This window comes from Allobosea sp. P4_C6, assembly GCF_056402015.1.
Genome location: NZ_JBFUIF010000010.1, coordinates 134,748 through 155,977, shown reverse-complemented (window position 1 = coordinate 155,977; position 21,230 = coordinate 134,748). Strand labels below are relative to the sequence as shown.

Below are 21,230 nucleotides of genomic sequence, written 5' to 3'. Positions count from 1 at the left end.
CGCCAGTATCTTCCCCACGGAACCGACCTGTCCCTGCAAAGCCAGGCCCAGCTCAGCGCCATCGCCCGTCAGCTCAACGAACGGCCCAGAAAGACCTTGCTCTATCAAACCCCAGCCGAGAGGTTCGCCGAGTGTGTTGCGGCGATCAGTTGAGCCCGCCACCCATTGGAGACGTTCAGCTCCGCCTGTTAGGCGTCTGCGCCGGGCAAGGGGACGATACCAGCCCGAGTGAGACGCTTTGCCCGGTTCCACCTTGCCATCTCCTGCGGGTCGAACGGGTATCGCGTGTTTTTGTCGGCCATGAAGCCATATCCATTGAACACCTCGTTCAGAACCCTGGCGAGCCACCCAGCCAGCGCATCTCTTCGAATTGGTGCAACAGCAACACCGCGAAGTTCAGCAGCAGTATCCGCTGGACCGGAAGTAGGTCACCTTCGACCGCCCAGACTGCGACGGGCACGACCATCGCCAAGCCGATATCGTACCAGCGCCGGATGACGTACTTCACCGCTTCTGAGGGCGCCCCCGGAACGTCTCAAACACAATGGTAATCCGACCGGCCCTTGAATACGATCTTGACACAGGTGCCGGGGGACGATGCGCATGTGGTTTTACACCGTTTGGCCCTTCATTGGATTGGGTGGGGCGATTGTAATGCTCGCCATCCTGCTGACCACCGACACGTTCCGCAGCAATCCCAAGGTGTCCCGCTGGTGGGATCCAGCGTGGCTGGTTTGGCTCGCAGTGCCGCTGTACTGGCTGCATCAGTTCGAGGAATACAGCCTGCCTGTGCTGGGCCTCGACTACTCCATTCAGGAAATGATCTGCCAGAAGATTGGCTTTCCGCCCTATCCAGAATGCCCGATCCCGCTGGCGTTTCTACCCCGTCGTGAACATCGCTTTGATGTGGTTTGGTGCGCCATTAGCGGCGTATCTTTTCCGACGAAACGTACTCATTGGCCTTAGTTTCTGGGGGCTGCTCTTCGCAAACGGACTTGTGCACACCGCGGGCGGCATCATGGAGGGCGCTTACAACACCGGCCTCTGGACGGCGGCAGTTTTGTTTGTTCCGCTGTCGGTCTGGGTCATTTACGCCTCCGCGATCCGCGGGCCGTACAGCGGCAAGGTTGTAGGTGTTGCTTACGCCGCTGGAGCCATTACCCATGCCTTTCTTTTCGGCGGGTACGGGCTTTTCAAGGCTGGGTTGATCGGCAATGCCGGCCTGCTGGTTTATGCTGCCGTGGTCGGTTTCGCGCCGATAATCTTAGCGGCAATTGCAAGCCGTTTCTTCCAGCCCGAGTTGCTACGACCAGTTCCGGAGCATTAGGCCGCGGGCACTGCGTCCGCTTTCCACCCCGTCGCGGACGTATCAGCCTCTCCAGTTCGGTTCCCGTCGAGGCGACGCCAACCGAACTGGATCGATGACCATACGCGTGTCCTCGATCGTGACGCCGTGTTTTACGACGCTCCCCCGAGCGACGGATACAAATCCCCTATTGGCATAGAATGCCACCGCGCCGTTTGCCGCCTTCACGCGAGTGATGCTGGAGCCCGAGGCTATGGCGTCCGATATGCAGGCTTCAAACAACTGCGAACCGACACCGCGCCCCTGGAAATCAGGATGTACGAAGAGGGCCAGAAGCTCGTCATCTTCCCATGAAGCAAACCCGATTATGCCCGAGACCGTCTCTGCGACGAAAAAGATCTCGCCGGATGTCGCGGCCTTCAGATATCCCTCGGGCGTCCGGCCCTGCATCCAAGCCGCGATCTGTTCAGGGGAATAGAGCGTCGACAACGTTTGAGTCAGGCACGCGCTGTGGATGTCGTGCACCGACCGCTCATCGCCGACGACCATGGGCCTGATGCGAACGGCATCAGCACCTACATCTCCACTTGTGTGTGCCACGTCAACCTTTCGCCCCTCGCCGACATTCATCGCAGGCGCCGCGCCACCGTCGCCGATCTAAGAAAAACCCGCCCCGGACGGTCCGGAGCGGGCTCTTTCATATCAGGCTGGATCAGCCGTCGAGATCAGTTCTCGACATAGGTGATCTTGCCGTCGGCACCCTTCTTCCAGGTGTAGACGGTGTAGTCGGGGCGGGTGATGTCGCCCTTCTTGTCGAAGCCGATGTCGCCGATCACGGTCTTGACCGGCTGGCCGCCATGCAGCGCTTCGGCGATCTTCTTCGGATCGACGGAGTTCGCGCGCTTGGCGCCTTCCGCCATGATCTGGACGGCGGCGTAGCTGTAGAGGGTGTAGGCTTCCGGCTTGAAGTTCTTGCTTTCGAACTTCTTGACGACGGCGGCCGCCTCGGGACGCTTCTGCGGGTCCGGCGGGAAGGTCATCAGCGTGCCTTCGACGCCGGGGCCGCCGATCGTGGCGAACTCGTCGGTGGTGATGCCGTCGCCCGAGACGAGCACGGTCTTCAGGCCCTGGTCGCGCATCTGGCGCACGATCAGGCCACCTTCGGTGTGCAGGCCGCCCCAGTAGAGGTAGTCGGCACCGGCTGCCTTGATCTTGGAGACGAGCGCCGAGAAGTCCTTCTCACCGGCGTTGACGCCTTCATAGAGCACTTCCTTGACGCCGCCGGCGTTGAGACCCTTCTTGGTCTCGTCGGCGAGGCCCTGGCCATAGGTCGTCTTGTCGTGGACGACGGCGATCTTCTTGTCCTTGAAGTTCTTCAGCAGATAGGCCGAAGCGACGCTGCCCTGCTGATCGTCACGGCCGCAGGTGCGGAAGGTGTTCCACAGACCGCGCTCGGTGATCTTCGGGTTGGTGGCCGAAGGCGAGATCATCAGGATGCCGTTCTCGGCATAGACTTCCGAAGCCGGCATGGTGACGCCGGAGTTGAAGTGGCCGAGGACCCATTTCACGCCGTCGCCGACGAACTTGTTGGCGACCGAGACGCCCTGCTTCGGATCGGAGACGTCGTCGCCGACCGAGATCGTGATCTTCTGGCCGAGGACGCCGCCAGCGGCGTTGATGTCCTCGACCGCCTGCTCGGCGCCGTTCTTGAGCTGCGCGCCGAACGCGGCATTGGGGCCGGTGATCGGGCCGCCGACGCCGAGCTTGATCTGCGCATTGGCCACGCCGGACATGGCGAGGACCGCGCCAAGCGCAATACCGCCCAACAGCAGTTTCTTCATGAGATGCAACTCCCCTCTATGATTGATCAACGGGCTGGACGGTCCGCCCGTCTCGGCGCGTTTTCGCCACCGGAAGCCGCAGTCTTGCGCTTTTTCGATGGTGTGTCACGCGACAAGCTCGTGAGCTCTTCAGAGCAATTCTGGTCGAATTTCGGCCCCGGCGCGCGGTTTCCAGCCGAAGGGGCCGGTGCGCTCGAAGAGCCAGTGATATTGCCGCGTCATCTGCTTCGCCCGGTTGTAGCGCCAGCCGGCAAAACCGAAGATCAGCAGCACGATGGTGTCGACGATGTAGTAATGCAGCGTCAGCAGCGTAGCCTGGAACAGCGCGAAATGGATGAAGCGCACGAACAGGCCGAGGATCAGCATGTAGACGACGAGCTGCCAGTTCGGCCGCCAGGTCAGCGCGATGGCGCGCCCCGACATCCAGGCGAGCCAGCCGCCCATGATCACCGTGACCAGCAGGAAGAGCCAGACCGTCGGTTCTTCGTAGAGGATGCCCTGCATCTCTTGCTCCCGGCTTCATTCGGCTTTGGAAGCGGCTGACATCACCACAGCGATGGCATGGGTGGCGTGCAGCCGTCTCTCATCAAAAAGTTGCAGCGGCCGGCGCATCGTCCGGCCGCCGGGGCTCAATGCCGGCCGCCTTCAAGATAGGCGGCGCGCACCTGCGGGTTGGCGAGGAGTTCCTTGCCCGAGCCGCTCATGGTGATGACGCCGTTGACCATGACGTAGCCGCGATGGGCGAGCTTCAGCGCGTGGAAGGCGTTCTGCTCGACGAGGAAGACGGTCAGCCCCTGCGTCTTGTTGAGCTCGCGGATCGCCTCGAAGATCTGCTTCACGATCAGCGGGGCGAGGCCGAGCGAAGGCTCGTCGAGCAGGAGCAGCTTCGGGCGCGCCATCAGCGCGCGCGCGATCGCGACCATCTGCTGCTCGCCGCCCGAGAGCGTGCCGCCGCGCTGCTGCAGCCGCTCCTTGATGCGCGGGAAGAGCACGCAGATCTTCTCGAGATCCTCGTCGAAATGCGCGAAGTTGCGGACGGCGGCGCCCATCTGCAAATTCTCGAACACCGTCATGCGCGGGAAGATGCGCCGTCCCTCGGGGGACTGCGCTATTCCCAGACGCGCGATCTCGTGGCTCGGCATCCTGGTGATGTCGCGGCCCTCATAGGTGATCGAGCCTTCGCGCGCCTGCGGGCTGCCGAAGATCGTCATCATCAGGGTGGATTTGCCGGCACCGTTGGCGCCGATCATGGTAACGATCTCGCCGGCGTTGACGTCGATGTCGACGCCCTTCAGCGCGATGATCTTGCCGTAATAGGTCTTGACGCCGCGGACGGCGAGGAGAGGCTGGGCCACAGTCACGAGATGCCGACCTCCGCTTCCACCACTTCGACCTCTTCGTCGTCGACGCCGAGATAGGCGGCGATGACCTTCGGGTCTGCCTGTACTTCGGCGGGTGTGCCGTCGGCGATCTTGGTGCCGTAGTCGAGCACCACGACGTGGTCGGAGATCTCCATCACCACCGACATGTCGTGCTCGATCAGCAGCAGCGCCGTCCCGAGGTCCTTGCGGATCGAGAGCAGCAGGTTGTTGAGTTCGAGGCTCTCGCGCGGGTTGAGGCCGGCGGCCGGCTCGTCGAGGCAGAGCAGGACGGGATCGGTGCACATGGCGCGCGCGATCTCGAGCCGGCGCTGGTCGCCATAGGGCAGGTCGGCGGCGGGGTCGTCGGCGCGATGGGTGAGGTTGATCTTGTTGAGCCAGAACTTGGCCTTCTCGATCGCCTCGTTCTCGCGGGCCTTGTAGCCGCCGATGCCGAGCACGCCGAGGAAGGTGAAGCCCGAGGCGGCCATCAGCGGGTTGTGCTGGGCGACGAGCAGGTTCTCCAGCACGGTCATGCCGCCGAAGAGGCGGATGTTCTGGAAGGTGCGGGCGACCTTGGCCCTCCAGGAGATGCGGAAGTCCGGCATGCGCTCGAGCAGGTAGCTCGAGCCGTCGTCATGGTTGAGCGAGATCATGCCCTGCGTCGGCTTGTAGAAGCCGGTGATGCAGTTGAAGACGGTGGTCTTGCCGGCGCCGTTGGGGCCGATCAGCGCCGTGATGTCGCCCTTGCGGGCGGCGAAGGAGAGGGCGTTGACGGCGGTGAGGCCGCCGAAGCGCATGGTGACCTGCTCGACCTCGAGCAGGGCCCGTCCGTGGGAAGCGGTGGAGGCCATCAGCCGTGCCCCTCCTGGACGAGATCGGCCGAGATCGCCTTCTTCTCGGCAAGGAAGGCGGTGGGCTCGCGCGTCGAGATCAGGCCCCGCGGCTTCCAGATCATGATCACGACCATGGCGAAGCCGAAGATCAGCATGCGGTACTTCGTCGGGTCGAAGTCGTTGCCGAAGATCTGCTTCATCCATTCGAGCTCGCGCAGCAGCTCGGTGCCGCCGACCATCGCGATCGCCGCGATGGCGCAGCCCCAGAGCGAGCCCATGCCGCCGAGGACGACGATGGCGAGAATGACCGCCGATTCCATGAAGACGAAGGATTCAGGCGAGATGAAGCCTTGCCGGGCCGAGAAGAACGCCCCGGCGAAGCCGCCGAACATTGCGCCGATCGAGAAGGCGGTGAGCTTGGTGTTGGTGGTGTTGATGCCGAGCGAGCGACAGGCGATCTCGTCCTCGCGCAGGGCCTCCCAGGCGCGCCCGACCGGCAGGCGGCGCAGGCGCAGCGTGACGAAGGCGGTCAGCAGGGCGAGACAGAGGATGACGTAGTAGAGGAAGATCGTTCGGTAGAGTGGCGAGAATTCGAGCCCGAACGTCGCTGCGAACCCGTTATCCGCCGCAGTGAAGGGGATGCCGAAGAAGGTCGGGCGCGGAATGCCGGAGATGCCTGCATAGCCGTTCGAGAACTCGGTCCAGTTGACCAGGACGAGGCGGATGATCTCGCCGAAGGCCAGCGTCACGATGGCCAAGTAGTCGCCCCGCAGACGCAGCACCGGGAAGCCGAGCAGCATGCCCCAGAAGGCGGCGAGAATGCCGGCCATCGGCAGCAGGATCCAGAAGGACAGGCCGAAATTCTTGGCGAGCAGCGCGTAGGAATAGGCGCCGACGGCGTAGAAGGCGACATAGCCGAGATCGAGCAGGCCGGCGAGGCCGACGACGATGTTCAGCCCCCAGCCGAGCATGACGTAGATCAGGATCTGGACGCCGAAATTGTCGATCCACTTCAGCGCGCCGCCCCAGCCGGCGAGCCCGACCGCGATGGCCGGGAAGGTGACGAGGAAGCCGAGGCCGAAGAGCGAGAAGGCGCGCGAATGGCGCTGGAAGAAGGCGATGGTGCCGTGCGGCAGGATGCGGACGGTGGCCTTGCCTTCCTTGCGTCCCTGCTGGCGCAGCGCCACCAGCAGGCGTCCGACGAAGACGATGCCGACCGCCCAGGCGACAGCCTCCCAGCGCGGATCGAGCACCAGCACGTTGTCCATGTTCTGGCGCGTGCCCCATGCGACGATCGGGATGCACAGGCCGAGCGTGACGAAGGCGGCGAAGCCGGCCTCCTTGAGGGCCGCTTTGAAATCGCGTCCGGGCGCGGCCGTGGCCGTGGTCTGTTGCTTCGCCATGGCGTCAGACCTTCTCGACTTCGGGACGGCCCAGGATGCCGGAGGGCATGAAGACCAGCACGATGGCCAGGATGGCGAAGGCGGCGACGTCCTTGTAGTCGATGGTGAAATAGGCCGACCACATGACCTCGATCAGCCCGATCAGCAGCCCGCCGATCACGGCGCCGGGCAGCGAGCCGATGCCGCCGAGCACCGCCGCGGTGAAGGCCTTGACGCCCGGCGTGAAGCCGTCGGCGAAGTTCACCACGCCGTAGAGCACGAGGTACATCACGCCCGCGACCGCGGCGAGGGCGGCGCCCATGACGAAGGTGATCGAGATGGTGCGGTCGACGTCGATGCCCAGGAGGGCGGCCATCTTGCGATCCTGCTCGCAGGCGCGCTGGGCGCGGCCGAGCGGCGTCTTCTGGACGATGTACCAGAAGGCGGCGAGCAGCACCGCCGTCGTCACGATGATGACGATCTGCTTGTAGGAGATCTGCACCGAGTAGGTCGCGCTATCGATCAGGGTGATCGACTTGTTGAGCAGCGGCGGGATCGACTTGTTGCGCGGGCCCTGCACGACCTGCACGAAGTTCATCAGGAAGATCGACATGCCGATCGCCGAGATCAGCGGGGCGAGGCGGAAGGAGCCGCGCAGCGGCCGATAGGCGACGCGTTCGATCGCCCAGTTCCACAGCGAGGTGAAGAACATCGCCAGTGCCAGGACGAGGACGAGCGCCAGCATGACCATGCCCGCCCCGGTGCCGACGACCGCGGTGATCAGCATGAAGAAGATCAGCGCGATGAAGGCCGAGAGCATGAAGATGTCGCCGTGGGCGAAGTTCACCATGCCGATGATGCCGAAGACCATCGTGTAGCCGATGGCGATGAGACCGTAGATCGATCCCAGTGTCAGCCCGTTGATGAGCTGCTGCAGAAAGACTTCCATTGACGACGCCGACCCCTCGAACCAGCTCCCGTTCTCGTCATCAGCATGACGCTGACGCATGCGGGATGCGATTTCCATGCAGAGCTACCAATGGCTTGCGCCAGCGACAATCGCTCCGCGCCAAATTTCTGTCAAAAGCAATTACGAACGAAACGCCTCGAAATTGTGCAGAATACTCTGCGCCGTAGCGTGGTTTTGGCGCATGATGATTGCGTGTTGCGCGGCCTGCCGCTGTGCGCCAGAGGCCAGACAAGCTCGCGAGATAGGTTTTCGAGATGCCGGTTGGGCTGCCAGGGACCTTCCCATGCTCATTCGACAATCGGCGTGGCGGGCGAGCGCCAAGCAGGCTGGCCAGTTCGCGTACGATCGTCAGCTTCCCCGTTCCCGGCCAGCCATTGATGTGAATGATCGGGCCGGGCGTCGTCATGTCAGAACCGCGTGGCGCTGAAGGGAGAGAGGTCGATCGGTGGCTGCCTTCCGGCGATGAGGGCGGCGACGAGATCTGCCGTCGCGTGAGATTGCGTCATGCCGTAATGGCCGTGGCCGAAGGCATAGATGACGCGCGGATTCCGGCGCGCCGGGCCGATGACCGGCAGCGAATCGGGAAGGGACGGCCTGAAGCCCATCCAGAGCTTGCCGCTGTCGAAGGGCGGCAGCCCGTCGATCAGACCGGCCGCCTTGCCGTAGAGGCGGCGTGTGCGGGCATGGTTGGGCGGCGCCTTGAGCCCGCCGAACTCGACGGCGCCGCCGATGCGGAAGCCTGAGTCGAGCGGCGTTGCGACGAAGCCGTGGCCTTCGAAGCCGACCGGGCGCGACAGCAGGCCGGCGACGCCCGGGAAGCTGACATTGTAGCCGCGCTCTGTGTCGAGCGGGACGGCATCGCCGAGCGCGGCTGCCAATGGCTTCGCCCAGGCGCCGGCCGCGACGACGACGCGATCGACGACGCGCTGCCAGCCATCCGGGCCGATCAGGGCAGGGCGCTCACCCAGCGAGACGTTGCCGACCTCCGCCTTCTCGAAGACGGCGCCACGTTCCAGCGCCGCTTCGAACAGGGCAAGGGTGAGCTGATGCGGGTCGCTGATATGAGCGGCGTCGGGGTGAAAGGCGGCGCCGACAAAGGCGCGCTTGAGGGCAGGTTCGAGCTGGCGCAGTTCGTCTGCGCCGATCATCTCGACCTTGATCCCGAAGGCGGCCTGTCGCTGCGCGACCTTGCGCGCCGCGGCCAGCGCTCCGGCATCGTCGAAGACGTATAGCCCGCCCTTGCGATGGATGTGGTGGGAGAGTTTCGTGCGTTCAGTGCGGGCGAGCCAGGCCGGCAAGGCGAGCTTCTGCAGCGCGGCGAGCCCGATAATCGAGCGCTCATAGGCCTGCGGCCGCGAGGCCAGCACGAAACGCGCGAGCCAGGGCAGCAGCTTCGGCAGATAGGCCGGGCGGATGCTGAGCGGACCGAGCGGATCGGCGAGGAATCTCGGCACCTGCCGCAGCACCTTGGGGCTGGCGATCGGCAGGATGTCGGTATGGGCGATCCAGCCGGCGTTGCCGCGCGAGGGACCGAAGGCCGGCTCTTCGCGCTCGACGATCAGCACCTCGTGCCCCTCGTCGAGGAGCGCGTGGGCGGCGGCGACGCCGACGATGCCCGCTCCGACGATCGCGACCTTCATGAGMGAGCGAGCTCCTTCAGGGCGGAAGGCTGCTTCACCTCGATCTCGACGAAGGCGATGGGATGATCGGAGCCGTTCATGACATCGTGGCGGATGCCGGCCGGGCGCATATAGGACTGGCCTTGCGCCAACGGGACGTCCGTGACCTCGGTGCCGTTGTGGATGCGCAGCGTGCCGGCGACCAGCATCACCACGAAATAGGGCCAGCCATGCTCATGCCAGCCGGTCACCGCGCCCGGCTCGAAATCCCAACGCGTGATCCTGACGGTTTCGTCGTCCTGCTGGACGGTCGGCATGGCGGGAATCGAGCAGGCGAAGGCCATCCAGAAGTCTCCTCACCAGAGCGTCGGCCGGCGTTCCGCCCGCATCGCCTATCGGATGCCGCCTGAAGGAGCCGGCCTATTTGTCCCAAGGCGGTTTGCCGCCAATGCCCACCGAGCTTGATATATCTCTTTTGATATATCAAGCTCGCGACAACGGTCAAGCTGCCGCGGCGGCGAATGGGGACGTGATGAAGCGAAAGGCGGCTGACGAGGCGAAGCGCGGCGCGGGGCATGGCGCCAAGGCAGGAGAAAGCCTCTCCGATATCGCCTACCGGCGGCTGGAGGAGGCGATCGTGACGCTTTCGCTGCGCCCCGGCGCCGGGCTGACCGAGGCCCAGCTGATCGATCTCGTCGGCCTCGGCCGCACGCCGGTTCGCGAGGCACTGATCCGGCTGGCGCAGCATGGCATGGTCGAGATCCTGCCGCGCAAGGGCGTCCTCGTCGCCGATATCAGCGCCATCGACATCATCGCCGCGCTCGATGCGCGCGAGGTTCTGGAGCGTCTTGTCGTAGGCGAGGCGGCAAAGCGCGCCGGTCCGGACGAACGGATCGCGATCGTGGAGGCGGCGAAGGCCATGCGGCAGGCGGCCCAGAGGGGCGATGCCGCGGGCTATATGCGGCTGGACAAGGAACTCGACACACTGGTCGGCCAGGCGGCGCGGAGCCCCTACGCCACTCGCGCCGTCGAGCCCCTGCAGGCGCTGATCCGGCGCGCCTGGTATCATTTCGAACGACAGGACGACCTCGTGCCTGCCGCGCTGCTCCATGGCGGGCTCGCCCAAGCGATTGCCGGCGCGGATTCCACCGCGGCCATGGCGGCAAGCGACGCCCTGATGGCGCATCTTCGCAAAGGTCTTCTGGCGATGCTCGGTCGATAGGGGCGAGCTTCTTGCCGGTCCTGATATATCTATGGACGAAGCGCCCCCTCATTCCGACGCCGCTGCGTCTGGTGTTCGGGGCCCCGAGCCTCTACATCGTCAGCCTATCCGTCTGATCCGGAACATCGAGCCGACCGAGTCCATGACGAAGACCGTTCACCCCTTGCCGCCTGCTCTGGAGCGTCCGGATGCAACTGCCTTCCGCGATGCGATGGCGCAGGTCGTCAGCGCGGTGCATGTCGTCACCACCCAGGGGCCGGATGGCCGGACGGGGCTGACGGCGACGGCCATCGCTTCGGTGTCGGATTCGCCACCGACGGTGCTCGCCTGCATCGCCCGGACGAGCCGGACGCTGGCCGCTATCGAGGCGAGCGGCGCCTTCTGCATCAACACCTTGCCGGCCGATCTGGTCGAGCTCGCCGAGATTTTCGCGAGCCGGCGCGGCATCGACGGCGAGGCTCGGTTCATGACGGCACGCTGGGATACGCTGGCAACCGGCTCGCCGGTCCTGCTCGACGCGGTTTCCGCCTTCGACTGCCGGCTGGTCTCCACTTACGACATCGCCAGCCACCGCATTCTGATCGGCGAGGTCGTGGGCATCGCCGGGGCCGGGCAGGGTGCCGGCCTGATCTATCGCGACCGGCAGTTCCGGTCGGTTTGATTTCTCGGCAGCGCCCGGACTTCGGCTCGGCACGAACATGCTTTGCGTGGCGCGCCAAGTGGTCGGCAAGGCGCGTCGACTGTGCGCCGGCCTAGGCGAGGCACTGGTGTGTGCCCCGTTAGCAGCTGGCCGGTTCTCCCACCTCTTGTGCAGGCGGGCGCTTTGCGACCATGGATAGGGAACTGGATAGCCTTCGAACCGCGCCGGCCGTGATCGTCCGAGCTGCGGCTGCAGAGCTGGGAGATGCATGATGGCGATGACGATGAGCGGCGAGGCGACGTTGCCCGCGGCGAAAGAGGTGGTCTGGGCCAAGCTGAACGATGCCGAGGTGCTGAAGGCCTGCATCCCCGGCTGCGACCAGCTCAGCAAGGACGATGACACGCATCTCTCGGCGGTGGTGAAGATCAAGCTCGGGCCGGTGAAGGCGACCTTCAAGGGCAAGGTCGAACTGAGCGAGCTCGATCCGCCGAACGGCTACCGTATCGCCGGCGAGGGCGAGGGCGGCATCGCCGGCTTCGCCAAGGGCGGGGCGCGGGTGCATCTGAGCGATGCCGAGGGCGGCCAGACGCTGCTGCGTTACGAGGTTGAGGCACAGGTCGGCGGCAAGTTGATGCAGCTCGGCTCGCGGTTGATCGATTCGGTCTCGAAGAAGCTGGCCGACGAGTTCTTCGCCAATTTCGCCAAGGCGGTCAGCGAGGGCTGACGCCTTCGCCTCACGAAGCCTTGCGCAGCGCGTCCAGCGCCTGGGCGACGGCCGTCTCGGCCGCGCCGACCTGAAGGGCGACATCCGCCGCGGCGGCATTGGCCCGTTCCAGCGCGACCTGCGTCATGTCCAGGCTGTCGTTGACGGCGTTGGCGCTCTCGATCGCGGCATCAGAGCTGTCAGCGACCAGTGAAGCGTCATGCGCGATCATCGCGGTGACCTTGCTCTGTTGGGTGACGGCTTCCGAAATCGCCTCCGAATCCAGCCGGATGGCGTCGACGGTGGCGGCGATCGCTGCCGCATGGGCGCTGCAGGCCTCGGCGCTCGCGGTGAGCTCGGCGATCTGGCCGGCGATGTCCTGCGTTGCGCTCGCGGTCTGCGTCGCCAGCGATTTCACCTCGGAGGCGACGACGGAGAAGCCGCGGCCCGACTCGCCGGCGCGAGCCGCCTCGATCGTGGCGTTGAGGGCGAGGAGATTGGTCTGCGCCGCGATGTCGGCGATCATGCCGACGACCTTGCCGATATTGCCGGTCACCTCTCGCAGGCGGGCGATGGCCTCGTTCATCTGTCCGGCATCGAGGACGGCCTGATGGGTGATCGACAGGCTTTGCCGCGCGCGCTGGCCGATATCGGCGATGTTGGCCGACATCTCCTCCGTCGCTGCGGCGGTCTGGATCGATTTTTCCCGCACGACCACCGAAGCGCTGGCGACCTTGCCGACCGTGTCCTTGATGAAGGCCGTTGTGCGGCCGGTCTCGGCGGCAGTCGAGACGAACTGCTCGACGGCGTCGCTGATCGTGTCGTCGAGGCTGCCGATGCGGCTGCGCAACGTGACGGCCGCCTGGTCGAGTGCGGCCGAACGTCGGCGCGCGTCGTCTTCCTCAAGCTCCTGATTGACGGTCATCGCAGTGTTGACGTCGTAGGTCAGGATGCGCTCGATGAGGAAGAGATCCTCGGCGAATTGCCGGGGCGAGAACAGGGAACGCCGACGGCTTTCCAGGCACAGCTCGCGGACGAGCGAGAATGCGCTCGAGGCGCGTGCCCTGGCGCGGACATTCGCCTGCCGCTCGAGCCGGCAGAGCTGCTCCATCGAGGCGATATAGGCTTCGTCGAGATCGCCCTCGAACAGCAGGCGGAAATGCGCCGCAGAGGCCGGATAGAGCACCTCAGCCACGGGCGCGACGCTCTTGTGCAGGTCGCTGTGGATGGTGAAGGCGCGCTCGAAATCGGCGACGACCAGCTTGTCGATCACGTCGTCGACGATCGGCCGGTAGAGACGGAGGCGCGCTCGCTGCTTCTCGCCATAGCCGATGGCGTGCAGCCTACGCTGAATCTGTTCCATCATCAGGGGCAAGCTGCAACCCTCGTTCGTAACCGGAAAAGCGGGCACGAGCGCCGAAACTGCGCGAATACCCTTAAAAAATCTCCAATGCTCCGAAAGTCCCGCCAAAGTCCGGCAAGTTGCGTTCCGGATGGAAAACCGCCGGGATTCGTCTGGAAACGCAGGGCATTCCCAAAGCGCATCCGGCTTGACCCGGAAAAAGTGCGGGTCCACACTCGTTTTTGAGCTATTCCAAGGAAAAGCTGCCCGATGGGGCGAAGCAATCCGAAGGGCTCAGCCCGATCCAGGCCCAGGGGGGGATGGACGGGCATCAGAGACGGGTCACAGGAGATGTGCTCATGACCACTGTTTCGCTGACGGTGAACGGCAAGGCCGTCACCGCCAATGTCGACCCGCGCACCCTTCTGGTGCAGTTCCTGCGAGAGAATCTCCGACTGACCGGCACCCATGTCGGCTGCGACACCAGCCAGTGCGGCGCTTGCCTCGTGCATCTCGACGGCAAGGCGGTGAAATCCTGCACGATGCTCGCCGTCTCCGTGGACGGCGCTTCCGTCATGACGATCGAGGGGCTGGCGCAGGACGGTGCGCTGCATCCGATGCAGGAGGCCTTCCGCGAGCATCACGGCCTGCAGTGCGGCTTCTGCACCCCGGGGATGATCATGTCGGCGATCGACATCGTGAACCGGCGTGGCCACCATCTCGACGAGAAGACGATCCGCGAAGACCTCGACGGCAACATCTGCCGCTGCACGGGCTACCACAACATCGTCAAGGCGATCGCCGCCGGGGCCGAAGCCATGGCCGGTGGATCGCTGAAGGACCGTGAGGCCCCACGCCGCGCAGCCGAGTGAAGCATCTGCCCGCGCCCATGGGCTCGGGTTTCGCGTCTGTCTTTGCGTTCCATGCAGTGAGGCGCCCGCCAGAGGTGCCGTGCGAGGAGGGAACACCATGTCCGTCACCGGAATCGGCGCCGCAGTCCGCCGCAAGGAAGATCATCGTTTCATCACCGGCCAAGGGCGCTACACCGACGACGTCAATCGTCCGGGCCAGGCGCACGCCTATTTCCTGCGCTCGCCCCATGCGCATGCCAAGATCGGGTCGATCGATGCCAAGGCCGCCGCCGGCATGCCAGGCGTGCTCGGCATCTTCACCGGGGCCGATCTCGCCGCCGACAAGATCGGTGGCCTGATCTGCGGCTGGATGATCCACAACAAGGATGGCTCGCCGATGCGCGCCGGGCCGCACCCGGCGCTGGCCCAGGGCAAGGTGCGCTATGTCGGCGACCATGTCGCCGTCGTGGTGGCCGAGACGCTGGCGCAGGCGCGCGACGCCGCCGAGGCGATCACGGTCGACTATCAGGAACTGCCGGCGGTGGTCGATACCGCCACGGCGGCGGGCGCCAAGACCGTCGTCCATGACGAGGCGCCCGACAACACGGTGTTCAACTGGCATCTCGGCGACAAGGACGCGACAGAGAAGGCCTTCAAGGCTGCCAAGCACGTCACCAGGCTCGATCTCGTCAACAACCGGCTGGTGCCGAATGCGATGGAGCCGCGCGCGGCCGTCGGCGACTACGATGCGGGCGACGGCGTCTTCACGCTGTTCACCACCAGCCAGAACCCGCATGTGGCGCGGCTCGTGCTCTCGGCCTTCATCGGCATCGCGCCGGAGAACAAGCTGCGCGTCATCGCGCCGGATGTCGGCGGCGGCTTCGGCTCGAAGATCTTCATCTATGCCGAGGAGACCGTCTGTGTCTGGGCCGCGAAGAAGGTCGGCCGACCGGTGAAGTGGACGGCGGACCGGACGGAGGCCTTCCTGTCCGACGCGCATGGCCGCGACCACGTCACTCATGCGGAACTCGCTACCGACGCGGAGGGCAAGATCCTGGGCCTAAGGGTCAAGACCACCGCCAATCTCGGCGCCTATCTCTCGACCTTCTCCTCCTCGGTGCCGACCTATCTCTACGCGCCGCTGCTGTCGGGCCAGTACGACATCCCGGCGATCTATTGCGAGGTCGACGCCGTCTACACCAACACCGCGCCGGTCGATGCCTATCGCGGCGCCGGGCGCCCCGAGGCGACCTTCGTGGTCGAGCGCCTGATCGAGGTCACCGCGCGCCAGCTCGGCAAGGACCCGGCCAAGTTCCGGATGCAGAACTACATCAGGACGTTCCCGCACCAGACGCCGGTCATCATGATGTACGACGCCGGCAACTACCCGGCCTCGCTGAAGAAGGCGCTGGAGATCATCGACTACAAGGGGATCGGCAAGCGCAAGCGCGACTCAGCCCGCAAGGGCAAGCTGCGCGGCATCGGCTTCTCGTCCTATATCGAGGCCTGCGGCATCGCGCCTTCGGCGGCGGTCGGCTCGCTCGGCGCGGGCGTCGGCCTGTGGGAATCGGCGGAGGTCCGGGTCAATCCGGTTGGCACGGTCGAGGTTCTGACGGGCTCGCACAGCCATGGCCAGGGCCATGAAACGACCTTCGCCCAGCTCGTCTCGGACCGGCTCGGTATACCGATCGACAATGTCTCGATCATCCATGGCGACACTGACAAAGTGCAGATGGGCATGGGCACCTATGGCTCGCGCTCCGGCGCGGTCGGCATGTCGGCGATCTTCAAGGCGCTCGACAAGGTGATCGCCAAGGGCAAGAAGGTCGCAGCCCATGTGCTGGAGGCCGACGAGGCCGATATCGATTTCGCGGACGGGCATTTCTCGGTGAAGGGCACCGACCGCAAGCTCGATTTCGGCTCCTGCGCGCTGCAGGCCTATGTCGCGCACAAGTTCAACGGGCAGGAGCTGGAGCCGGGAATGAAGGAGGGGGCGTTCTACGACCCGACCAATTTCACCTTCCCGGCGGGCGTCCACATCTGCGAGCTTGAGATCGATCCGGATACCGGCGTCACCACCATCGAGCGCTGGGCCGCAGTCGACGATTTCGGCAACGTCATCAACCCGATGATCGTCGAGGGGCAGGTGCATGGCGGCATCGCCCAGGGCATCGGCCAGGCGCTGCTGGAAGGCGCTCGATACAACAGCGACGGCCAGCTCGTGACGGCGAGCTTCATGGACTACTGCATGCCGCGCGCCGACGATCTGCCGTCCTTCGATGTCGGCATGACCGTGACGCCGTGCCCGTCGAACCCGCTCGGCATCAAGGGGTGCGGGGAGGCCGGCGCCATCGCCTCGCCGCCCGCCGTCATCAACGCCATCACCGACGCGCTCGGCCATGAGGACATCGCGATGCCCGCCACGCCGCAGGCGGTGTGGCGCGCGGCGCAGAAGTCGATCAGCCGCCTGGCGGCCGAGTGAGCTGAAAGGACAAGCAAATGTACGCTTTCACCTATCACAAGCCCACCAGCGCCCGGCAGGCGGCGACGCTGCTCGCCAAGAAGGAGGACGCCAAGCTGCTGGCCGGCGGCCACACCCTGCTGCCGACGATGAAGCAGCGGCTGGCAGCGCCGACCGCTCTCGTCGATCTTGGCGCCTGTGCCGATCTCAAGGGCATCGCGCGCAAGGGCCGCAACATCGTCATCGGCGCGATGACGACCCATGCCGAGGTCGCGGATTCGGCCGAGGTGCGGGAAGCGATCCCGGCGCTGGCCTATCTCGCCGGGCATATCGGTGATCCGCATGTGCGCCATCGCGGCACGATCGGCGGCTCGGTCGCCAACAACGACCCGGCCGCGGACTATCCCGCCGCGCTGCTGGCGCTCGGCGCCACGATCATCACCAACCAGCGCAAGCTTTCCGCCGAGGCATTCTTCACCGGGCTCTATGAGACGGCGCTGGAAGAGGGCGAGATCGTCACCAAGATCTCGTTCCCGCTGGTCTCGAAGGCGGGCTATGCCAAGTTCCGCAACCCGGCCTCGCGCTATGCGATGGTCGGTGTCTTCGTCGCCAAGCGCGGCAGCGATATCAGCGTCGCGGTGACGGGTGCGGGCGAGGGCGGCGTCTTCCGCTGGCCGGAGGCCGAGGTCGCGCTCAAGGCCCGCTTCGCGCCGAAATCGCTCGACGGTCTCAAGCATACGGCGAAGGGGATCAATGGCGACATGCATGCCGATCCCGAGTACCGCGCCCATCTGATCGGCGTCATGGCCAAGGAGGCCGTGGCACAGGCGACGGGAAAAGCCTGAGTTGGCCATCGCGCGTCATGCTTAGGCCTGACCCGAGCATCTCAGGCCGGAGAGGGCGCCCATCAGCGCCTTCTCGTCACGAGATTCCCGGGTCTGCGCCTCGCTTGGCCCGGGAATGACGCGAGGCGCGTCAATAAAAGAACCGTTCCTCGACGACCTTGCCGTCCCTGAGGGTATAGAGGCCGACCTCGTCCATCTTCTGCCGCTCGCCGGTTTCCTTGACCGTGACGTCGACATGGAAAAGCACCGCGAACTGGTTGCCGTTGAGATAGGGACCCTCGCAGCCGAAGTCGTTCACGTCATGGTTGGCGGCCCACCATTCACTCTTCTGCTTGACGGCCTCCTTGCCGCGGCAGACGGCCATCGGCCCAGGCATGTTCTCGTAGCTGACGATGTCGTCGGCGTTGAAGATGCTGGCGGCCTCGTCGTGCTTTCCCTCCTTGAGCAGGGCGACGAAGTCCTTGGCGATCTGTTCGGTGGTCATGATGGTGCGCTCCGTTGTCCGTGCGGGAGACGCTAGGATGGGTAACGCCCTGCCATGTCAGCAGCATGGCCCTGCGGTCCCATACCTTCCTTCGCCAAGGCTGCCGCGATAGAGATCAAGCATGCTGAACGCCTCCCGCATTCCGGCCTCCATCGACGCGACCCTCTCCCTGCTCCAGTCGCAGGGTTACGTCTCGGATCGCGCGCTCGCGACCGTGCTGTTCCTGGCGCTCCGGATGAAGCGGCCGCTGCTGCTGGAGGGCGAGGCCGGCACCGGCAAGACCGAGATCGCCAAGGTGCTGGCAGCGGGCCTGGGCCGGCGGCTGATCCGGCTGCAATGCTATGAGGGGCTCGACCTCGCTTCCGCGGTCTACGAGTGGAACTATGCCGGGCAGATGATGGCGATCCGCCTCGCCGAGGCGGGCGGCGTCGCGGAGGATCGCGAGCGGCTGGAAGGCGACATCTTCTCGGAGAAATATCTGGTGAAGCGCCCGCTGTTGCAGGCGCTCGAACCGCAGGAGGGCGGGGCGCCGATCCTGCTGATCGACGAACTCGACCGCACCGACGAGGCTTTCGAGGCCTTCCTGCTGGAAGTGCTGGCCGATGCGCAGGTGACGATCCCCGAGCTCGGCACGGTAAAGGCCGCCGAGCCACCCATCGTGATCCTGACCTCGAACCGCACGCGCGAGATCCATGACGCGTTGAAGCGCCGCTGCCTCTATCACTGGGTCGGCTATCCCGATGCCACCCGCGAGCTCGCCATCCTGAAGGCGCGGGTGCCGGATGCGCCCGTGAAGCTTTCGAAGCAGGTCGTCGGTTTCGTGCAGGCGATCCGCAAGGAGGAATTGTTCAAGGCGCCGGGCGTGGCAGAGACGCTCGACTGGGCGACGGCGCTGGTCGAGCTCGATGCGGTCGCGCTCGACCCGGCCATCGTCTCCGATACGCTGGGCGCGCTGCTCAAATACCAGGACGATATCCAGGCGATGCAGGGTTCCAAGGTGAAGGAGCTGCTGGATCAGGCCAAGGCCGAGGTCGGCCGCTGACGGGCTTGTCTTTCGTATAAATCGCCGAAGCAGAGCGTGAGGAGGATGCCATGAACGCGGACATCAAGGCGGTGGAAGCGACGGTGCGGACCTATCTCGATGGGCTCTATGAGGGCGATACCGAGAAGCTCTCCCATGTCTTCCATCCGACCAGCGCGCTCACCACGGCGCGCGAGGACGGGACGATCCAGATTGTGCCGCGCGAAGAATGGCTCGAGGCCGTTCGCAACCGGCCCGCGCCGAAGTCCGCCGGGCTGCAGCGCGACGACCACATCCTCACGATCGATCTGGTCGGGCCGACACTCGCGCTGGTCAAGGTCAAGTGCCAGATGCCGCCGCGCTACTTCACCGACCTGCTCTCGCTCCTGAAGATCGAGAGCCGCTGGCAGATCGTCCAGAAGGTGTTCATGACCGAGACGCGGAGTTGAAGTCAGGCGGGCAGCGATGACCGGCAAGCTTTCGGAGAACGTCGCCTATTTCGCCCGTGCGCTCCGCATGGCGGGGCTGCCGGTCGGGCCGGGCGCCGTCGTGGAGGCCGTGGAGGCGCTGGCAGAAGGCGCGCTCGGCGAGCGCGACGACGTTTATTGGGCGCTGCATGCGATCTTCGTGAAGAAGCACGAGGATAGCGCGATCTACGATCAGGCGTTCCGGCTGTTCTGGCGCAGGCGCAACCTGATCGAAAAGATCATGGCGCAGATGACGCCGACCTCGCCTGCCGGGGACAGACAGCCCGAGAAGGCGGAGGCCGGGGCGCTGCGCGTGGCGGAGGCCTTCGCGCCGCCGACCCGCGACGACGAGCCGCCTGCCGAGCTGACCGAACTCACGGCGCGGCTCACCGTCTCGGATCGCGAGATGTTGAAGTCTCGCGACTTCGCCCAGATGAGCGCGGCCGAGATCGCGCGCGCCAAGCAGCTCATCGCCGAGTTGCGGCTGCCGGACGACAGCATCACCACCCGCAGGTTCAAGCCGACGGCGCGCGGCCGGAATGTCGATCTGCGCCAGACCTTGCGCCAATCGCTCAGGGGCGGGGGCGGTTCGATCGATCTCGCTTTTCGCGAGCGGCGGGAGGTTCATCCGCCGATCGTGGCGCTGGTCGATATCTCCGGCTCGATGGCGGAATATTCGCGCATTTTCCTGCATTTCCTGCATGCACTGACCGAGAAGCGCCGACGCGTCCACTCCTTCGTGTTCGGTACGCGGCTCACCAATGTCAGCCGGATGCTGCGGGCGCGAGATCCCGACGAGGCGCTGGCGCTCGCCGGCAAGGCCGCGCCGGACTGGGAGGGCGGCACGCGCATCGCTACGGCGCTGCACGAGTTCAATCGCGTCTGGTCGCGACGGGTGCTGGCGGGCGGGGCTGTGGTGCTGCTCTTCACCGACGGGCTGGAACGGCATCTCGACGACAGTCTCGCCTTCGAGATGGACCGGCTGCACCGGTCCTGCCGGCAACTGGTCTGGCTCAACCCGCTGCTGCGTTACGAGGCCTTCGCGGCGCGCGCCAGCGGCATCCGGGCGATGCTGCCGCACGTCGATTCGTTCCGGCCGATCCACAACCTCGCGGCGATGACGGATCTCTGCGCGGCGCTCTCGCAGGAGGTGGGACGCGAGAACGATCCGCGCCTGTGGCTGAAGCGGGCGCAGATGCCGGCGCTCAGCGCCTGAAGCGGCCGTTCTGCAGGAAGTGGATGGTCTGGGCTATCGCCTCCGGATCACGCATGATCAGGGGGTGGCTCGTAGGCAGAACGATATGGTCCGCCATGCCGGCGACGCGGGTCCGCTCGACCGAGACGCGCCCGTCATTGGCCCCCGGCAGGACCAGCGAGGCGAACACATACAACGACCTGTCTCCGGCGATGACGCCCAGCGGGTAATCGACGGCCCCGAGCAACTGGCACAGCTCCTCGCTGCGCCGTGTCGTCAATTGCTCGCCGGCCGGGCCGAAAGCGCTGCGATAGAACCAGTTCCGCGCCAGCAGGTCCGCGACCTCGCTGCCCTCGTTCGGGGGCGCCAGCATGACGACGCGCCCGAGCCGCGCCGGGCGGAAGCGGTTGAGACAGGCGCGTGCGACCAGCCCACCCATCGAGTGGGTGACGAAATGAAGCTCTCCGTCCAGCCCAGCCTCGAAGGCGGAGATGGCGCCGGATAGGCCTTCGACGATCTCCGACAGGCTCTGCCGGCGCGAGGGATAGTCGAGATTGAGGACGCGGTATCCTTCGCCGGCGAGCGCCTGCTCGAGCAGCTTCATGGAAGCCGCGCGCCGCAGGATGCCGTGCAGCAGGACCACGCCATCGCGGCGGCCGGTTGCGGCCATGGGTTCCTCGGGTCTGG

At 65.5% G+C, this 21,230-nt stretch carries 24 protein-coding genes and 1 pseudogene; 12 read left to right on the top strand and 13 right to left on the bottom strand.

What is annotated here, in order from left to right; translation table 11 throughout:
• Window positions 1-153, top strand: a pseudogene (locus tag AC1DVA_RS10300) (IS30 family transposase); the annotation flags it as partial.
• A 175-nt stretch (window positions 154-328) separates the two neighbouring features.
• Here the strand turns inward: AC1DVA_RS10300 and AC1DVA_RS10295 are convergent.
• The gene (locus AC1DVA_RS10295; RefSeq protein ID WP_265053948.1) at window positions 329-508 is read right to left on the bottom strand and encodes a hypothetical protein; all 180 of its coding nucleotides are present in this window, start codon (window positions 506-508) and stop codon (window positions 329-331) included.
• Between the two features lie 95 nt (window positions 509-603).
• On the opposite strand from AC1DVA_RS10295, the gene AC1DVA_RS10290 reads away from it, so the two are divergent.
• Together AC1DVA_RS10290 and AC1DVA_RS10285 are read left to right on the top strand one after the other, a co-directional pair.
• The gene (locus AC1DVA_RS10290; protein WP_476805829.1) at window positions 604-966 is read left to right on the top strand and encodes a hypothetical protein; all 363 of its coding nucleotides are present in this window, start codon (window positions 604-606) and stop codon (window positions 964-966) included.
• Window positions 905-1,327, top strand: a complete 423-nt coding sequence (locus AC1DVA_RS10285; RefSeq protein WP_476805834.1) for an HXXEE domain-containing protein — start codon at window positions 905-907, stop codon at window positions 1,325-1,327. Before AC1DVA_RS10290 ends, AC1DVA_RS10285 begins: the two co-directional genes overlap by 62 nt.
• Before the next feature lie 42 nt (window positions 1,328-1,369).
• Here AC1DVA_RS10285 and AC1DVA_RS10280 read toward each other — a convergent pair whose 3' ends face one another.
• From AC1DVA_RS10280 to AC1DVA_RS10240, 9 genes are all read right to left on the bottom strand, one after another.
• Window positions 1,370-1,855: a GNAT family N-acetyltransferase gene (locus AC1DVA_RS10280; protein WP_476805828.1), complete on the bottom strand. Its 486-nt coding sequence runs from the start codon at window positions 1,853-1,855 to the stop codon at window positions 1,370-1,372.
• A 176-nt stretch (window positions 1,856-2,031) separates the two neighbouring features.
• Window positions 2,032-3,147, bottom strand: coding sequence for a branched-chain amino acid ABC transporter substrate-binding protein (locus AC1DVA_RS10275; protein ID WP_265053945.1), 1,116 nt, complete (start codon window positions 3,145-3,147; stop codon window positions 2,032-2,034).
• Between the two features lie 129 nt (window positions 3,148-3,276).
• Window positions 3,277-3,651 (bottom strand): DUF6867 family protein, encoded by a 375-nt coding sequence (locus tag AC1DVA_RS10270; protein WP_265053944.1) that lies wholly within the window; start codon window positions 3,649-3,651, stop codon window positions 3,277-3,279.
• A gap of 125 nt (window positions 3,652-3,776) precedes the next feature.
• Window positions 3,777-4,508 carry an ABC transporter ATP-binding protein gene (locus AC1DVA_RS10265; protein WP_265053943.1) on the bottom strand — a complete coding sequence of 244 codons (732 nt, stop codon included), beginning with the start codon at window positions 4,506-4,508 and terminating at the stop codon, window positions 3,777-3,779.
• Window positions 4,505-5,359: an ABC transporter ATP-binding protein gene (locus AC1DVA_RS10260; protein WP_265053942.1), complete on the bottom strand. Its 855-nt coding sequence runs from the start codon at window positions 5,357-5,359 to the stop codon at window positions 4,505-4,507. The genes AC1DVA_RS10265 and AC1DVA_RS10260 overlap by 4 nt, the downstream gene beginning before the upstream one ends.
• Window positions 5,359-6,744, bottom strand: a complete 1,386-nt coding sequence (gene livM, locus AC1DVA_RS10255; protein WP_476805827.1) for a high-affinity branched-chain amino acid ABC transporter permease LivM — start codon at window positions 6,742-6,744, stop codon at window positions 5,359-5,361. The genes AC1DVA_RS10260 and livM overlap by 1 nt, the downstream gene beginning before the upstream one ends.
• Window positions 6,745-6,748: 4 nt before the next feature.
• Window positions 6,749-7,672, bottom strand: a complete 924-nt coding sequence (locus tag AC1DVA_RS10250) for an ABC transporter permease subunit (RefSeq protein ID WP_265053940.1) — start codon at window positions 7,670-7,672, stop codon at window positions 6,749-6,751.
• Between the two features lie 428 nt (window positions 7,673-8,100).
• Window positions 8,101-9,333 carry an NAD(P)/FAD-dependent oxidoreductase gene (locus AC1DVA_RS10245; protein WP_476805826.1) on the bottom strand — a complete coding sequence of 411 codons (1,233 nt, stop codon included), beginning with the start codon at window positions 9,331-9,333 and terminating at the stop codon, window positions 8,101-8,103.
• Window positions 9,330-9,656 (bottom strand): cupin domain-containing protein, encoded by a 327-nt coding sequence (locus AC1DVA_RS10240; RefSeq protein WP_476805825.1) that lies wholly within the window; start codon window positions 9,654-9,656, stop codon window positions 9,330-9,332. The genes AC1DVA_RS10245 and AC1DVA_RS10240 overlap by 4 nt, the downstream gene beginning before the upstream one ends.
• A gap of 188 nt (window positions 9,657-9,844) precedes the next feature.
• Here AC1DVA_RS10240 and AC1DVA_RS10235 point away from each other — a divergent pair, with 188 nt between their 5' ends.
• The 3 genes from AC1DVA_RS10235 (at window position 9,845) to AC1DVA_RS10225 (ending at window position 11,898) form a co-directional block, all read left to right on the top strand.
• On the top strand, window positions 9,845-10,534 hold the full coding sequence (locus AC1DVA_RS10235) for a GntR family transcriptional regulator (protein ID WP_476805833.1): 690 nt from the start codon (window positions 9,845-9,847) through the stop codon (window positions 10,532-10,534).
• A 142-nt stretch (window positions 10,535-10,676) separates the two neighbouring features.
• Window positions 10,677-11,195: a flavin reductase family protein gene (locus tag AC1DVA_RS10230; protein WP_265053937.1), complete on the top strand. Its 519-nt coding sequence runs from the start codon at window positions 10,677-10,679 to the stop codon at window positions 11,193-11,195.
• A 250-nt stretch (window positions 11,196-11,445) separates the two neighbouring features.
• Window positions 11,446-11,898, top strand: a complete 453-nt coding sequence (locus tag AC1DVA_RS10225; RefSeq protein ID WP_265053936.1) for an SRPBCC family protein — start codon at window positions 11,446-11,448, stop codon at window positions 11,896-11,898.
• Window positions 11,899-11,908: 10 nt separating this feature from the next.
• Here the strand turns inward: AC1DVA_RS10225 and AC1DVA_RS10220 are convergent, their stop codons facing one another.
• Window positions 11,909-13,243, bottom strand: coding sequence for a methyl-accepting chemotaxis protein (locus tag AC1DVA_RS10220; protein WP_320109558.1), 1,335 nt, complete (start codon window positions 13,241-13,243; stop codon window positions 11,909-11,911).
• Window positions 13,244-13,578: 335 nt separating this feature from the next.
• Here AC1DVA_RS10220 and AC1DVA_RS10215 point away from each other — a divergent pair, with 335 nt between their 5' ends.
• The 3 genes from AC1DVA_RS10215 (at window position 13,579) to AC1DVA_RS10205 (ending at window position 17,376) form a co-directional block, all read left to right on the top strand.
• Window positions 13,579-14,091 (top strand): (2Fe-2S)-binding protein, encoded by a 513-nt coding sequence (locus AC1DVA_RS10215; protein ID WP_265053935.1) that lies wholly within the window; start codon window positions 13,579-13,581, stop codon window positions 14,089-14,091.
• Window positions 14,092-14,188: 97 nt separating this feature from the next.
• Window positions 14,189-16,552, top strand: coding sequence for a xanthine dehydrogenase family protein molybdopterin-binding subunit (locus tag AC1DVA_RS10210; protein WP_265053934.1), 2,364 nt, complete (start codon window positions 14,189-14,191; stop codon window positions 16,550-16,552).
• A 17-nt stretch (window positions 16,553-16,569) separates the two neighbouring features.
• Complete coding sequence (locus AC1DVA_RS10205) at window positions 16,570-17,376, top strand: FAD binding domain-containing protein (protein WP_265053933.1); 807 nt, start codon at window positions 16,570-16,572, stop codon at window positions 17,374-17,376.
• Between the two features lie 130 nt (window positions 17,377-17,506).
• Here the strand turns inward: AC1DVA_RS10205 and AC1DVA_RS10200 are convergent, their stop codons facing one another.
• Window positions 17,507-17,860 (bottom strand): nuclear transport factor 2 family protein, encoded by a 354-nt coding sequence (locus AC1DVA_RS10200; RefSeq protein WP_265053932.1) that lies wholly within the window; start codon window positions 17,858-17,860, stop codon window positions 17,507-17,509.
• 121 nt (window positions 17,861-17,981) lie between these two features.
• Here AC1DVA_RS10200 and AC1DVA_RS10195 point away from each other — a divergent pair, with 121 nt between their 5' ends.
• Genes AC1DVA_RS10195 through AC1DVA_RS10185 form a run of 3 tightly spaced genes read left to right on the top strand, consistent with a single transcriptional unit; the run spans window position 17,982 to window position 20,564 of the window.
• Window positions 17,982-18,902: an AAA family ATPase gene (locus AC1DVA_RS10195; protein WP_476805824.1), complete on the top strand. Its 921-nt coding sequence runs from the start codon at window positions 17,982-17,984 to the stop codon at window positions 18,900-18,902.
• A gap of 50 nt (window positions 18,903-18,952) precedes the next feature.
• Window positions 18,953-19,330: a nuclear transport factor 2 family protein gene (locus AC1DVA_RS10190; protein ID WP_265053930.1), complete on the top strand. Its 378-nt coding sequence runs from the start codon at window positions 18,953-18,955 to the stop codon at window positions 19,328-19,330.
• A 16-nt stretch (window positions 19,331-19,346) separates the two neighbouring features.
• Window positions 19,347-20,564, top strand: coding sequence for a vWA domain-containing protein (locus AC1DVA_RS10185; RefSeq protein WP_476805823.1), 1,218 nt, complete (start codon window positions 19,347-19,349; stop codon window positions 20,562-20,564).
• On the opposite strand, the gene AC1DVA_RS10180 is transcribed toward AC1DVA_RS10185, so the two are convergent.
• A complete protein-coding gene (locus tag AC1DVA_RS10180) occupies window positions 20,554-21,213 on the bottom strand; it encodes an alpha/beta fold hydrolase (RefSeq protein ID WP_476805822.1) in 660 nt (219 codons plus the stop codon). The genes AC1DVA_RS10185 and AC1DVA_RS10180 overlap by 11 nt on opposite strands.
• Window positions 21,214-21,230 lie beyond the last annotated feature (17 nt).

Bases quoted from the DNA above. Each gene is read 5' to 3' on its own strand.
- AC1DVA_RS10290 (WP_476805829.1), top strand. From the start codon at position 604: ATGTGGTTTTACACCGTTTGGCCCTTCATTGGATTGGGTGGGGCGATT.
- AC1DVA_RS10210 (WP_265053934.1), top strand. From the start codon at position 14,189: ATGTCCGTCACCGGAATCGGCGCCGCAGTCCGCCGCAAGGAAGATCAT.
- AC1DVA_RS10180 (WP_476805822.1), bottom strand. From the start codon at position 21,213: ATGGCCGCAACCGGCCGCCGCGATGGCGTGGTCCTGCTGCACGGCATC.
- AC1DVA_RS10200 (WP_265053932.1), bottom strand. From the start codon at position 17,860: ATGACCACCGAACAGATCGCCAAGGACTTCGTCGCCCTGCTCAAGGAG.
- AC1DVA_RS10280 (WP_476805828.1), bottom strand. From the start codon at position 1,855: ATGGTCGTCGGCGATGAGCGGTCGGTGCACGACATCCACAGCGCGTGC.
- AC1DVA_RS10215 (WP_265053935.1), top strand. From the start codon at position 13,579: ATGACCACTGTTTCGCTGACGGTGAACGGCAAGGCCGTCACCGCCAAT.
- AC1DVA_RS10230 (WP_265053937.1), top strand. From the start codon at position 10,677: ATGACGAAGACCGTTCACCCCTTGCCGCCTGCTCTGGAGCGTCCGGAT.
- AC1DVA_RS10260 (WP_265053942.1), bottom strand. From the start codon at position 5,359: ATGGCCTCCACCGCTTCCCACGGACGGGCCCTGCTCGAGGTCGAGCAG.
- AC1DVA_RS10245 (WP_476805826.1), bottom strand. From the start codon at position 9,333: ATGAAGGTCGCGATCGTCGGAGCGGGCATCGTCGGCGTCGCCGCCGCC.
- AC1DVA_RS10220 (WP_320109558.1), bottom strand. From the start codon at position 13,243: ATGATGGAACAGATTCAGCGTAGGCTGCACGCCATCGGCTATGGCGAG.
- AC1DVA_RS10285 (WP_476805834.1), top strand. From the start codon at position 905: ATGTGGTTTGGTGCGCCATTAGCGGCGTATCTTTTCCGACGAAACGTA.
- AC1DVA_RS10275 (WP_265053945.1), bottom strand. From the start codon at position 3,147: ATGAAGAAACTGCTGTTGGGCGGTATTGCGCTTGGCGCGGTCCTCGCC.
- AC1DVA_RS10225 (WP_265053936.1), top strand. From the start codon at position 11,446: ATGGCGATGACGATGAGCGGCGAGGCGACGTTGCCCGCGGCGAAAGAG.
- AC1DVA_RS10190 (WP_265053930.1), top strand. From the start codon at position 18,953: ATGAACGCGGACATCAAGGCGGTGGAAGCGACGGTGCGGACCTATCTC.
- AC1DVA_RS10235 (WP_476805833.1), top strand. From the start codon at position 9,845: ATGAAGCGAAAGGCGGCTGACGAGGCGAAGCGCGGCGCGGGGCATGGC.
- AC1DVA_RS10185 (WP_476805823.1), top strand. From the start codon at position 19,347: ATGACCGGCAAGCTTTCGGAGAACGTCGCCTATTTCGCCCGTGCGCTC.
- AC1DVA_RS10270 (WP_265053944.1), bottom strand. From the start codon at position 3,651: ATGCAGGGCATCCTCTACGAAGAACCGACGGTCTGGCTCTTCCTGCTG.
- AC1DVA_RS10250 (WP_265053940.1), bottom strand. From the start codon at position 7,672: ATGGAAGTCTTTCTGCAGCAGCTCATCAACGGGCTGACACTGGGATCG.
- livM (WP_476805827.1), bottom strand. From the start codon at position 6,744: ATGGCGAAGCAACAGACCACGGCCACGGCCGCGCCCGGACGCGATTTC.
- AC1DVA_RS10195 (WP_476805824.1), top strand. From the start codon at position 17,982: ATGCTGAACGCCTCCCGCATTCCGGCCTCCATCGACGCGACCCTCTCC.
- AC1DVA_RS10205 (WP_265053933.1), top strand. From the start codon at position 16,570: ATGTACGCTTTCACCTATCACAAGCCCACCAGCGCCCGGCAGGCGGCG.